This window comes from Paracoccus jiaweipingae (assembly GCF_044335505.1).
Classification (GTDB): domain Bacteria; phylum Pseudomonadota; class Alphaproteobacteria; order Rhodobacterales; family Rhodobacteraceae; genus Paracoccus.
In genome coordinates, this window is record NZ_JBISBS010000003.1 from 1 (window position 1) to 13,389 (window position 13,389).

A 13,389-nucleotide genomic window follows, 5' to 3' on the forward strand; every position below is an offset into this window, starting at 1 on the left:
TGCCGCCTTGCCGCCTTGCCGCCTTGCCGCCTTGCCGCCTTGCCGCCTTGCCGCCTTGCCGCCTTGCCGCCTTGCCGCCTTGCCGATGCAACGCCCACCTGTCAGCGGACGGAAAAAACTGCGCCATGTGCTGGTGATCGGACGGGGCACATACCGGCAGGGCAGAACAGCAACCGGCTGTTTTAGCGGCTCTGGCTTCAGACCATTCCAAAAAGGAACCGGCTGGCCTGAAAGGGGCTGCCCGACACAGCGGGCTGTGCCGGATGGCGGAACCGGGCGGTGGAATCGGGGCGCTGTGGCGGTGGCTTGCCCGGTTTGTGGTCTCGGCGGGCGCGCTTTGGAATGCGGGCGGCAACAGAAAACCGCGCGGCCATGGACCGCGCGGCGCGATTGTCAGTGATGGAAAGGCAGATCAGCGCAGAATGCTGCGACCGGCATATTCGGCGGTGGCCCCCAGCATTTCCTCGATACGGATCAGCTGGTTATATTTGGCCAGCCGGTCAGACCGCGCCAGCGAGCCGGTCTTGATCTGGCCGCAATTCGTGGCCACCGCCAGATCAGCGATGGTGGCGTCCTCGGTCTCGCCCGAGCGATGCGACATCACGCTAGTGTAACCCGCGCGGTCGGCCATGCGCACCGCGTCCAGCGTTTCCGACAGGGTGCCGATCTGGTTGACCTTGACCAGCAGGCTGTTGCCACAGCCGCGCGCGATGCCGTCGGCCAGACGGGCCGGGTTGGTCACGAACAGATCGTCGCCCACCAGCTGGACCTTGCCCCCCAGCTTTTCGGTCAACAACTTCCAGCCGTCCCAGTCATCCTCGGCGCAGCCATCCTCGATCGACAGGATGGGGTAATCGGCGCACAGCGCGGCCAGATAGTCCACATTCTCGGCCGGGGTCAGCGATTTGCCCTCGCCGGCCAGTTCATATTTGCCGCCCTTGAAATATTCGGTCGAGGCACAGTCCAACGCCAGCATGATGTCGTCGCCGGGCTTGTAGCCGGCCTTTTCGATCGAACGCAGCACGAAATCCAGCGCGTCACGGGTGCTGGACAGGTTGGGGGCAAAGCCGCCCTCGTCACCCACGCCGGTCGCCAGACCCGCCGCCGACAATTCCTTCTTCAGGGTGTGAAACACTTCGGCGCCCATGCGCACGGCATCGCGGATATTGTCCGCGCTGACCGGCATGATCATGAATTCCTGAATGTCGATGGGGTTATCGGCATGTTCGCCGCCATTGATGATATTCATCATCGGCACCGGCAACAGCCGCGCCCCGGTGCCCCCGACATAGCGATACAGCGGCTGGCCCGTGGCCTCGGCCGCGGCTTTGGCAACGGCCAGCGACACGCCCAGAATCGCGTTCGCCCCAAGGCGCCCCTTGTTTTCGGTCCCGTCCAGTTCGCACATCATCTGGTCGATGGCCAGTTGTTCGGTCGCGTCCTCACCGATCAGGTTCTCGGCCAGTTCGCCATTCACCGCCGCGACGGCCTCCAGCACGCCCTTGCCCAGATAGCGCGCCTTGTCGCCATCGCGCTTTTCCACGGCCTCATGCGCCCCGGTCGAGGCACCCGAGGGCACCGCCGCGCGGCCCATGGTGCCGTCTTCCAGCGTCACATCGACCTCGACGGTCGGGTTGCCGCGGCTGTCGAGGATCTCGCGGGCGAAAATGTCGATAATGGCGGTCATGTCGGCATCCTTTTTGCGATGGGGGCCAGTTTCGCGGCCTGCATACCCTGCCACGCGACGGGGGGAAACCCTGATGGCGCAAACGCCCGGTCAGGTGCCGCAAAAGGTGCGCCGGACCTCTTCTTCGGGGCGGGGCGGACGGGCCAGATCAGCCCAGTCATCGCGGTCGCGATGCGGTTCGGTGCAGGCGGCCAGCAGGCGCTGGAACGGGGCCATATCGCCGGCCAGCGCCGCGGTGATGGCCTGTTCAACCCGGTGGTTGCGCGGGATGCGGCGCGGATTGGCGCGTGCCATGACCGCCGCTGCGTCGGGCAGGTCACGGATGCGCGCCTGCCAGTCGGCCCGCCAGTGATCAAAGGCGGCCGTGTCGGTGAAATGGCTGCGGGCATTGTCCCCCAGGTCAGCAAATGTGGCGGTGAAATCGGCGCGGTTCTGCGCCATCAGCGTCAGCAGCCGCTCGATCAGGGCGCGGTCATCGTCGCGCGGCGCGGCGATCCCCAGCTTGGCGGCGAAATGGCGCAGCCACGCGGCCTGATACAGGTCGGGAAAGCCATGAACGATGGCGGTGGCACCCTCGATCGCGGGGTCCAGATCGGGCATCAGCGGGACCAGACAACTGGCCAGTTGCGCCAGATTCCAGACCGCGACCTGCGGCTGTTCGGCCCAGGCATAGCGCCCGTGCCGGTCGATCGAGGAAAACACCGTATCGGGGTGATAGCGGTCCATGAACGCACAGGGACCATAGTCGATGGTTTCCCCCGAAATCGTCATGTTGTCGGTATTCATCACCCCGTGAATGAACCCCAGCGCCATCCAGCGCGCGACGGTGTCGGCCTGCGCCGCGACCACCCCGGCCAGCAGGTCCAGCGGGGTTTCGGCCTGCGGATAATGGCGGGCGATGGCGTGATCGGTCAGCGCGCGCAGGGTGGCGCAGTCGTCGCGCACGGCAAAATACTGGAAGGTGCCGACGCGGATATGGCTGGCGGCAATGCGGGTCAGCACAGCGCCGGGGCGGGCGGTGTCACGCATCACCGGCTGGCCGGTTGCCACAGCGGCCAGCGCGCGCGTGGTCGGCACCCCCATCGCGGCCATGAATTCCGATACCAGATATTCGCGCAGGACCGGTCCCAGCCACGCCCGGCCATCGCCGCCGCGTGAAAACACCGTCGGGCCGGACCCTTTCAGCTGAATATCGAAACGCGCGCCATCGGGGGCGATGATTTCCCCGATCAGCATCGCGCGGCCATCGCCAAGCTGGGGCACAAAGCCGCCGAACTGGTGCCCGGCATAGGCCTGCGCCAGTGGCTCGGCCCCTGCGGGCAGGACATTGCCCGCCAGCATCGCCAGCCCGTCCTTGCTGGTCAGCCAGTCCGCATCCAGCCCCAGCCGCGCCGCCAGTGGCCCGTTCAGCGCCAGCAGCCGCGGCTGCGGCACCGGCTGGGGCGTCAGCCGCGCAAAGGCGTTTTGCGGCAGGCGGGCATAGGAATTGTCAAAGCGGATCATGCGAAACCTCGTGCTGATGCCCTTGATCTAGGTATCCCGGCGCCCCGCGCAAAGGGGCGGGGGCCGGCGTCGGCTTGCGCCCGCGCGGGCCGGGCTGTATCGCAGGACCAAAGGAAAAGAGGTTTACGATGAAGTTTCTCGATCTGGCCAAGGTCTATATCCGCTCGGGCGCGGGCGGTGCCGGTGCGGTCAGCTTCCGGCGCGAAAAATTCATCGAATATGGCGGTCCCGATGGCGGCGATGGCGGGCGCGGCGGCGATGTCGTGGCCGAGGCCGTGGACGGTCTGAACACGCTGATTGATTTTCGCTATCAGCAGCATTTCTTTGCCAAAACCGGCCAGCATGGCATGGGCAGCCAGCGCACCGGTGCCAGCGGTGACGATATTGTGCTGCGCGTGCCCGTCGGGACCGAGATTCTGGACGAAGATCAGGAAACCCTGATCGCGGATATGACCACGCCCGGACAGCGCGTGGTGCTGGCGCGCGGTGGCAATGGCGGCTTTGGGAATTTGCATTTCAAATCCTCGACCAACCGGGCACCGCGCAATGCCAATCCCGGTCAGCCGGGGGTGGAACGCACGATCTGGCTGCGGCTTAAGCTGATTGCCGATGCGGGTCTGGTGGGGCTGCCCAATGCGGGTAAATCGACGCTGTTGTCGACGGTGTCGAATGCGCGGCCCAAGATCGCGGATTACCCCTTTACCACGCTGCACCCCAATCTGGGGGTGGTCGGCGTCGATGGGCGCGAATTCGTCATGGCCGATATTCCCGGCCTGATCGAGGGCGCGTCCGAGGGCCGGGGCCTTGGCGACCAGTTTCTGGGCCATGTCGAGCGCTGCCACGTTCTGCTGCACCTGATCGACGGCACCGCGCTGGACCCGGTCGCGGATGCGCAGGTCATCCTGCACGAGCTGGAACAATATTCCCCCATTCTGGCCGCCAAGCCACGGGTGACGGCGCTGAACAAGATCGACGCGCTGGACGCGGAAATGCGCGCCGGGCTGAAAGACCAGATCGACGCCGCGCTTGGCACCGATGTGATGCTGATGTCCGGCGTCTCGGGCGAGGGGGTCGAGGCGGTGATGCGCGCCCTGATGGCGACCATCCTGTCGGCCCGCGCCGCCGACGCCCCGCCCCCCGAAGCCGGGGACGAGGGCTGGCAGCCATGACCGCGCCGCGTCTTGCAAAGGCGCGCCGCATCGTGGTCAAGGTCGGATCGGCGCTGCTGGTCGGGCCTGACGGCCTGCGACAGGACTGGCTGCGGGCGCTGATCGACGATGTGGCGACATGGCGTCAGGGCGGTGCCGATGTGGTGCTGGTCTCGTCCGGGTCCATCGCGCTGGGGCGGCAGATCCTTGAACTGCCCCACGGGCCGCTGACGCTGGAACAAAGTCAGGCGGCGGCGGCGGTGGGTCAGATCCGTCTTGCCCGCAGTTATGAAGAGGCGCTGGCCCCGCATGGCATCCGCGCGGGGCAGGTGCTGCTGACGCTTGAGGACAGCCAGAACCGCCGCCGCTATCTGAACGCGCGGGCGACGCTGCGCAGCCTGCTGGCCATGGGCGTAGTGCCGATTGTCAACGAAAACGACACCGTCGCCACGGACGAGATCCGCTTTGGCGACAATGACCGGCTGGCCGCACAGATCGCCGTGACGGTCGAGGCCGATCAGCTGGTGCTGCTGTCGGATGTCGACGGGTTGTATACCGCCAACCCCAAAACCGACCCCGCCGCGCGGCACCTGCCCATCGTCAGCGATATCACCCCCGAGATCGAGGGTATGGGCGGCGATCCCGTTTCCGGCCTGTCCAGGGGCGGGATGAAAACCAAGCTGCTGGCGGCGCGCACCGCCATGGCCGGGGGCTGTGCGATGGTGATTGCCGAAGGTTCGGTGCTGCGGCCGCTGTCGGCCATTCGCGACGGCGCGCGGGTGACGTGGTTCACCCCCAAGGCCGACCCGCAGACCGCGCGCAAGAACTGGATCACCGCGATGAAGCCGCAGGGCTGGCTGCATGTCGATGACGGCGCGGCGCGGGCTTTGGCGGCGGGTGGGTCGCTGTTGCCGGTGGGCGTGCGCCGGGTCGAGGGCGATTTCCACCGCGGCGATGCCGTGGCGGTGCTGGACGGGGCGGGCCACGCGGTGGCCTATGGTCTGGTGCGCTATGCGGCGGATGAAGCCGCGCGCATCGCCGGTCACCGCAGCGAGGATATTCCCGCCATCCTTGGCTATGCCGGGCGCGGGCCGATGGTGCATCGCGACGATATGGGGCTGTAACGGCCAGCGCGCACAGGGCCGGAGGATTGGGGCCAGAAAGATTGGGGCCGGAAAGGACTGGGGCGCAAGCCCGTGCCCCGACCTTCGACTGATCAAGATTAACCCGTGCGCCCTTGCCGGTTCACTGTATTTGTTCTATTTTTGTTCGCATGGCAAAGACCCTGCAACAGAAACTGGCGATTCTGGCGGATGCGGCGAAATACGACGCGTCCTGCGCCTCGTCCGGGACCACCCGGCGCGATGCCCGCGCGGGCGGTCTGGGCAGCGCCGGCGGCAGCGGCATCTGCCACGCCTATACCCCCGACGGGCGCTGCATCAGCCTGCTGAAGATCCTGATGACCAATTTCTGCATTTTCGATTGCGCCTATTGCGTCAACCGCGTCTCAAGCCGGGTCGAGCGGGCGCGCTTTACCCCGGAAGAGGTCGTGACCCTGACGCTGGAATTTTACCGGCGCAATTATATCGAGGGGCTGTTTTTGTCCTCGGGCATCATCCGCAGCCCCGATGACACCATGTCGGATATGGTGCGCATTGCGCGGATGCTGCGGCTGGATCACGGGTTTCGCGGCTATATCCACCTGAAAACCATCCCCGAGGCCGCGCCCGAACTGGTCGAACAGGCGGGGCTGTTCGCGGACCGGTTGTCGGTGAATATCGAATTGCCGCAAGATGCCAGCACCCGGCGGCTGGCACCGCAAAAACACCCCGAAACCATTCGCGCCGCCATGGCCGATGTAAAGCTGGCCCGCGCCGCCGCGCGCGACCGCAGCCATACCGGCAAACGCCCGCCGCGCTTTGCCCCGGCGGGGCAGTCGACGCAGATGATCGTGGGCGCCGATGCCGCCAGCGACCGCGACGTGCTGACCACCGCATCGCGGCTTTATGCCGGCTATGACCTGCGGCGGGTCTATTATTCGGCCTTCAGCCCGATCCCCGACAGCTCGGCCGCGCTGCCGTTGATCAAGCCGCCCTTGATGCGCGAACACCGGCTGTATCAGGCCGACTGGCTGATGCGGTTTTATGGTTTCGAGGCGGACGAGATCACCGCTGCCGCGCCTGCGGGCAACCTGGATCTGGCGATTGATCCCAAGCTGTCATGGGCGCTGGCCCATCGCGATCAGTTCCCGGTCGATGTGAACCGCGCCGGGCGCGAGATGCTGTTGCGTGTGCCGGGCTTTGGCACCCGCAGCGTTCAGCGCATTCTGGCGGCGCGGCGCTCGGGGCGGTTGCGCTATGCCGATCTGTTGCGGATCGGGGCGCAGATGGGCAAGGCGCGGCCCTTTGTCGTGCTGCCCGACTGGTCGCCCGGCGCGCTGACCGACAGCGCCGGTTTGCGGGCGCGCTTTGCCCCGGCGCCCGAACAACTGACGCTGTTCTGATGTATCGCGTCGATCTGCCGGCGCTGGGGTTTGACGCGGTCTGGCGGGCGGCGGCGCGGCGGCTGGCCAGCCACCGCATTGCGCCCGCCGATGTGGACTGGTCGCGGCGCGGCGATGCGACGCTGTTTGCCGCAGACCCGTTGCCCGATGCCGATGGCGGGCAGGCGGTGTCCGCGCCGCGCGACCTGACCCGGCTGTGCCTGTCGGTGCTGTGCCACAGCGATCCGCAGGCCCCGGCGCTGGCCTATCAGGCATTGCTGCGCCACCAGCACGACCGCCGCATCTGGTCGAACCCCGCCGATCCGCTGACCCGCCGCTTGCAGGCGCTGGCGAAATCGGTCGGGCGCGACATTCACAAAATGCACGCATTTGTCCGCTTTCGCGAGGTTGACGGCCATGGCGGGCGCCGCCGCTTTGGGGCGTGGTTTCAGCCCGACCACCATATACTTGAGGCCGCGACCCCGTTCTTTGCCCGCCGCTTTGCCGATATGGACTGGCTGATCGCGACGCCGCAGGGGGTGGCGCGGTTTGACGGCCAGTTGCGCTTTGGCCCGCCGGTTGCGCGCCCCGATCTGCCCGATGACGCGACCGAGGTCCTGTGGGGCACCTATTTCGCCCATATCTTCAACCCGGCGCGGATCAAGCTGGGGGCGATGCGGTCGGAAATGCCGGTGAAATATTGGAAAAACCTGCCCGAGACCCAGCTGATCCCGCAGATGCTGGCCGATGCCGGGGCGCGGGTGGCGGCGATGCGCGCCGCGGCACCCTCGGTCCCGCCCAAACGCGCGGCCCGTATTCTGGAACGCGCTGCGCCCGATCTGGTCGGCGGGGACAATGCCCTGCCGGCGGATCTGGCCCAGGCCGCCGCGCAGGCCCGCCACTGCACCCGCTGCGATCTGTGTCAGGCCGCGACCCAGACCGTCTGGGGCAGCGGCGATGCCTCGGCGCCGCTGATGATCGTGGGCGAACAGCCCGGCGATGCCGAGGATCTGGCCGGGCGCCCTTTTGTCGGCCCGGCAGGTCAACTGCTGCACGCCGCCCTGGCCGAGGTTTCGCCCGGTCCGGTCTGGCTGACCAATGCGGTCAAACATTTCAAATTCCGCCCGCGCGGCAAGCAGCGCCTGCACCAAAACCCCGATCGCGGCGAAATCCGGCATTGCCGCTGGTGGCTGGGGCTGGAACGGCGGTTCATTCAGCCGCAGGTGACGCTGGCGCTGGGGGCCAGCGCGGCCTATGCGCTGACCGGCGATGACGCGCCACTGACGGCGCGGCGCGGCAAGGTCGAAACCGCATGGGATGGCGGCGCGGTGGTGATCAGCTGGCACCCCAGCTATATCCTGCGGCTGCCGGATGCGGCAAAGGCCGCCGAGGCACGGGCGGCGCTGATCCGCGACCTGCGGCTGGCGGCGGAACTGGCCGTGGCGGATGGCGGGGGCGTGGTGGGCGCGACGGATCGCAAGGGCTGAGGCAGGCGGAACGGCCCATGCCAGCGTGGCGCGGGGTGCCCTGCGGTTTTGGCAAAAGCAGAAAGCGCCAGCCGCACCCGTCAGGTCAGATACCCGCCATCGCCCCGGACATGGCGCGATGATGCGGCAACAGCCAGCCTGTCGCAAAGGCCATCAAAACCGCATATCCCTATGTTCAAACGGGAATTTGGTAGGCCCGGAGGGAGTGAGGAAATCTAGCGATTTTCACCGCTTGCTCTGTCAAACCGCCCCGAAACGCCTCGCTGTTTTTTCAGGCTTTTTTTCCAGTCTGTCAAACCCCGAGGCACTATATGAAAGACTTTTCGACCGACCTCAGCGCATTGCTGGGGCAGACGCCACCGGAAACGGAAAACGCCGCTGCGGCTGGTCCCCGCAACGGCGCTGATTCTAGTTCGGCGGCTCTCGAAATCGCCTGCAATGAATATACTGAATCCAGCCTTGAAAATCAACCGCTTGATGCCACGAATTGCGCCCTGATCGGCGCTGGTGCATCGCTGCACTGGCTGGTCAAAGGTCAGAAGCGACCAGTGGCTGCGAACTGGTCGACCCTGCCAAATCAAACCGAATCCGATCTGCGGCGCAGCTACAGCCAAGGGCAGAATATCGGCATCCGGCTAGGCCAGCCGTCGCGCATGGATGGCCTCTATCTGCATCTGATCGACCTCGATATTCGCGACCCAGACAAGGCCGGTGAAGCCTGGTCAAAGCTTCTGGACCTCTGGCCCGATGCCCGGACCTTTCCTTCCGTTATCAGCGGAAGCGGCGGCGAGTCCCGGCACATCTATTTCCTGTCGCCTGATGCGATGCCAAAGCGCAAAATCGCCAAGTCGCAAGGTTTCACAATGGTCTTCGACCAGCGGTTGAACCGTGAAGTGAAGAAATACGATTGGGAAATTGACCTCATGGGCACTGGCTCGCAAGCCGCCCTGCCGCCCTCGATCCATCCCGATACCAAGCAGCCCTATCGCTGGGAACGCCCGCTTGAACTGGCATTGCCGTTCCTGATGCACATCGACCGGGAGTCGCTGGATCGGTTCGGTATCCGGCAGCACCAAGGCGGCGGCGAACCCTTTGAACCGTTGGACGAGGTGAACCCGGAACATCTGGCGCAGGCGTTGGCCAGTCTCAATGTCGATGATCGCGACGACTGGCTAAAGGCTGGCATGGCGCTGCATCACCAGTTTGGCGGATCGAAAGAGGGTTTCGGCAAATGGTGCGACTGGGCCAAGGCTTCCGCCAAGTTCAACGCGAAGGACTCGCGCATCGTCTGGCGCAGCTTCAAGTCTGACAAGCCCAACGCCAAAGGGCTGCGCAGCCTTTTCCGCGAAGCCGGAATCGACGGTTACGATTGGGGCGTATTTGTTTCCGATGATGACTTTGACGATCTGAACGACGATTCGCGCTCGCCTTTCGACGGGCCTAAGCCGAAACCATCGACGCTAACGTTCCTTACGCCGGATGAATGCGAGGCGTCATCCGCGCGGAAATACCTGATTAAAGGCTTGCTTGCGGAAAGGGACGTTGCCTGCATCTTCGGCGCGCCCGGTGCCGGTAAATCCCTCATTGCCCCGTTTCTGGGCTATATGGTGGCGCAGGGGCAGGAAGCCTTTAAGATGCGCACGAAAGCGGGCGGCGTGTTCTATGTCGCGTCCGAAGACTCGCACGGGATGCGCGGGCGCGTGAAGGCGCTGCGGAAGGCACACGGCGGTGCGGATGCGTTCAAGCTGGTGGAAGGCGTCTCGAATCTTCTGATCAAAGAGTCGCCCGATTTTCTGGCGCTGAAAGAGGCGGTGAAGGCAGAACGCCCCGCACTAATCTTCATTGATACGCTGGCAATGGCGTTCCCCGGCCTGGAAGAAAATAGCGCCGAGGCAATGGGCCGTGTGGTCACGGTGGCGCGGGCGCTGACCCGCTGGGGCGCAGCGGTTGTCCTGATCCACCACGACACGAAAGCCGAAACCGGCACCCCGCGCGGACACTCGATCCTGAACGGGGCGCTCGACGTGGCCTTGCATGTAAAGCGCGACGATGAACAGCGGATTATCCGCGGCAAGCTGACCAAGAACCGGAACGGCACCTGTGATCGGGATATTGCATTCAACATCGCCACCGATGACTTCGGCTTTGACGATGACGGCGACCCGCTGACCTATCCCCGCTGCAACCCGCTGGTTGGCATTCCGGCGAAGGTGAAGCGGCTTCCGCCACAGGCGGCGGCTGCGCTGAAAATTCTTGAAGACATGGCGCAGCCAGTCAGCCGGGATGACTGGAAACGGGCCTGCATGGCGTCTGACACGGTATGCGCGCACGACGATCCGGCGACCCGAAGGAAAGCGTTCAATCGGTCACTCGAAACGCTGGCACGGGATGGATTGGTTATGGGCCATGATGGTTTCTATTCCATCCGCGATGGCTTTGATGATGCCCCTTCACACGACGATGAAACGGGACGGACCGGCACATGACCGGGACATGTCTCATACGTCTCACCCGGCAAATAGGCACATCGGCGGGACGGACAGGGACACACCCCTTAAGGGTGTCCCGTGTCCCGGTGCCAATGCCCAACAATGGAACTCCAAGATGAAACACAATCAATCGGACGCGATCTGCTGGCAGATGGGTTGCAGCGCATCATCGGTCACAGCCGATCATCGACCACAGCCCATTTCCACGGTTCCCCCTCAAAAGGGCCATGGGGCGGGGGCACGGAACCCCGATTCGTCGGTCGCAAAATCGAAAATTTCCAATGTCAAACTGAATCTGGTGAAAAATGAAAAATAATACTGATCTGTCCGAACTGCTGATCGACCTCGATTTACCGGCACCGGATTCAGAGACCATTTCAGAGGCAGCCTTGGCCGATCTGCTGGGCATCACCGCGAACCGGGTCAGAGTCCTGACGCAAGAGGGCATATTCAAGCGTATTGCGCCTGTGACCTATCACCGCCGAACCGCTGTCCGGTCCTATTGCGAAAATCTGCGTGAACACGCTTCACGCGCTGGGCGTCCGACCTCGAACCCGGACAACGCAGCCCTGAAAGTCGAAACCCTGAAAATCGCCAAGCAAAAGGCGATCAAGCTGGAACTCGAAAACAAGGCCAAGAAAGCCGAATTGATTCCGGTTGCCGATGTAAAGCGCGCCTGGACGACTCTCGCAATCGACCTGCGCACCGCGATCATGGCGATTCCCGCGCGGCTGACAACGCAACTGGGCTTGGACCGGGAAGCCCAAGCGGCACTGGAATCTGAAATGCGGCTGGCGCTAGAGGAAATCGCAGATGGCAAGTAATCATGCGGCAATGTTGCGGCGCGAAACCTTCGCAGCCCTGAAACCGCCCGCAAGGCTCGATCTATCGGAATGGGTCCAGCAAAATGTGCGGCTGCCTGCCACGGTCGCGGCGCAATCGGGCCGGTTCCGCCTCTTCCCGTATCAGGTGGAAATCGCTCGCAGCATGGGCAATCCCGCCGTGGAACGTGTCAGCATTCTGAAATCCGCCCGCGTCGGGGCAACGCAACTCATGGTCGCAGCCATTGGGCACTATGCGCTGAACGATCCGGCTGCCCAAATGGTTGTCATGCCGTCCGAGTCCGATGCGCGAATGCTGATGACCTCGATCATCGAACCCACCTTCTCCGCAAGCCCGGCCCTGCGCAATGCTCTGACGGTCGACGCCAGCGGGCGCGACACGATGCTTTCGCGGCACTATCCGGGCGGTTCGCTGGCGCTGGTTTCGGGGGCTTCACCGAAGAACCTGCGCGCCCGCACGGCAAGGGTGCTGTGGGTCGACGAGGTGGACGGACTCTCGCTGTCTGCCGGTGACGAGGGTGACCCCGTGGCCTTGGCGATCCGCAGGACGATGACCTACAGCAACCGGCTGGTTGTCATGGCCTCGACCCCGGTTGATGAGGAAACCAGTCGCATCCTGCGCGCCTATAATGAGGGCGACCAGCGGGTGTATCAGGTGCCTTGTCCGCATTGCCACGAATTCAGCGAAGTGACCTGGAAGGACATACAATGGCCTGAGGGGCAGCCCGAGGCTGCATATTATGTCTGCCCGGAATGCGGCTGCATCACGCCCGAGTCCGAGAAGGCGAAGATGGTTGCGGCTGGCAAATGGGTTGCGACCCGGCCCGAGATCGTCGGGCATCACAGCTACCGGCTGAACTCGCTGATTTCGACCCTGCCGAATGCCGCGTGGGGGCGGTTGGCTCAGGAATTTGTTGCGGCGAAGCGTGACCCGTCTTTGCTCAAGACCTGGGTGAACACGGTTTTGGGGCAAGCATGGCGTGACGAGTCGGAAGGGCTGGACGAGTCCGACCTCATGGCGAAGCGGGAAGCGTTCTGCCTCGATAGGATACCGCCCGAGGTGCTGGCGATCACTGGCGGGGCCGATGTGCAGCGCGACCGGATCGAACTGGCAACGCTGGGCTGGACGGCAGAGGGTGCGGCGCTGGTGCTGAAACATGAACTGTTTTGGGGCGATCCGCTGCAAGGCGATGTGTGGATTGATCTGTTCGACGCTCTGCGGCGCAGCTTCCCACATCCGAAGGGTGGCACCCTGCGATATGACTCCGCGCTGATCGACTCGGGCGATGGGGTCACGGTCGACTCGGTCTATGACGCCTGCCACGGTCGCGCGGCGCAGCGCATCTTCCCGTCAAAGGGTGTCCCCGGCTTCCAGCAACCGATTGTCACCGCTGGGCAGGCGCGAAAGAAAACCGTGCGGCTGCAACTGATCGGCGTCGACGGCGTGAAACAGCGCATCATGCAGATGGTCGCAGGCGGCACGTTCCGATTTAGCGACAAACTGGATGCCAACTGGTTTGAACAATTCACGTCCGAACGGTTGCAAACCCGCTATAGCAAGGGCGTTCCGGTGAAGGAATGGCACCGGCTCAACGGGCGACGCGCGGAAGTCTGGGATTGCTGCGTCTATGCCGTCGCTGCGAAGGTGCTGGTGCCCTTGAACATCGAAAGAAGGGCTGCCGAACTCGCGAGTCAGGCAGCCCCAGAAAGGAAGTCGGCGGTTATCAAGAGTCGTTGGCTGGGCGGTTGAA

Annotated in this window: 9 protein-coding genes; 7 read left to right on the forward strand and 2 right to left on the reverse strand. The window is 64.4% G+C overall.

Features of this window, described 5'->3' with window-relative positions:
* Positions 1–412 precede the first annotated feature (412 nt).
* Positions 413–1,687: a phosphopyruvate hydratase gene (gene eno / locus ACFXP9_RS06120; protein WP_397207423.1), complete on the reverse strand. Its 1,275-nt coding sequence runs from the start codon at positions 1,685–1,687 to the stop codon at positions 413–415.
* Positions 1,688–1,777: 90 nt separating this feature from the next.
* A complete protein-coding gene (locus ACFXP9_RS06125) occupies positions 1,778–3,190 on the reverse strand; it encodes a protein adenylyltransferase SelO (RefSeq protein WP_397207421.1) in 1,413 nt (470 codons plus the stop codon).
* A 128-nt stretch (positions 3,191–3,318) separates the two neighbouring features.
* On the opposite strand from ACFXP9_RS06125, the gene obgE reads away from it, so the two are divergent.
* From obgE to ACFXP9_RS06160, 7 genes are all read left to right on the forward strand, one after another.
* Entirely contained in the window at positions 3,319–4,359 is a 1,041-nt protein-coding gene (gene obgE, locus ACFXP9_RS06130) for a GTPase ObgE (protein ID WP_397207419.1), read from the forward strand.
* A complete protein-coding gene (gene proB / locus ACFXP9_RS06135) occupies positions 4,356–5,462 on the forward strand; it encodes a glutamate 5-kinase (protein WP_397207418.1) in 1,107 nt (368 codons plus the stop codon). Before obgE ends, proB begins: the two co-directional genes overlap by 4 nt.
* A 149-nt stretch (positions 5,463–5,611) precedes the next feature.
* Positions 5,612–6,841 carry a putative DNA modification/repair radical SAM protein gene (locus ACFXP9_RS06140; protein ID WP_397207417.1) on the forward strand — a complete coding sequence of 410 codons (1,230 nt, stop codon included), beginning with the start codon at positions 5,612–5,614 and terminating at the stop codon, positions 6,839–6,841.
* Complete coding sequence (locus ACFXP9_RS06145) at positions 6,841–8,307, forward strand: UdgX family uracil-DNA binding protein (RefSeq protein WP_397207415.1); 1,467 nt, start codon at positions 6,841–6,843, stop codon at positions 8,305–8,307. The genes ACFXP9_RS06140 and ACFXP9_RS06145 overlap by 1 nt, the downstream gene beginning before the upstream one ends.
* 311 nt (positions 8,308–8,618) lie before the next feature.
* Complete coding sequence (locus ACFXP9_RS06150) at positions 8,619–10,793, forward strand: AAA family ATPase (RefSeq protein WP_397210064.1); 2,175 nt, start codon at positions 8,619–8,621, stop codon at positions 10,791–10,793.
* Positions 10,794–11,101: 308 nt separating this feature from the next.
* The gene (locus ACFXP9_RS06155) at positions 11,102–11,620 is read left to right on the forward strand and encodes a hypothetical protein (protein ID WP_397210067.1); all 519 of its coding nucleotides are present in this window, start codon (positions 11,102–11,104) and stop codon (positions 11,618–11,620) included.
* Positions 11,610–13,388, forward strand: coding sequence for a phage terminase large subunit family protein (locus ACFXP9_RS06160; protein ID WP_397210069.1), 1,779 nt, complete (start codon positions 11,610–11,612; stop codon positions 13,386–13,388). The genes ACFXP9_RS06155 and ACFXP9_RS06160 overlap by 11 nt, the downstream gene beginning before the upstream one ends.
* Position 13,389: the final 1 nt, after the last annotated feature.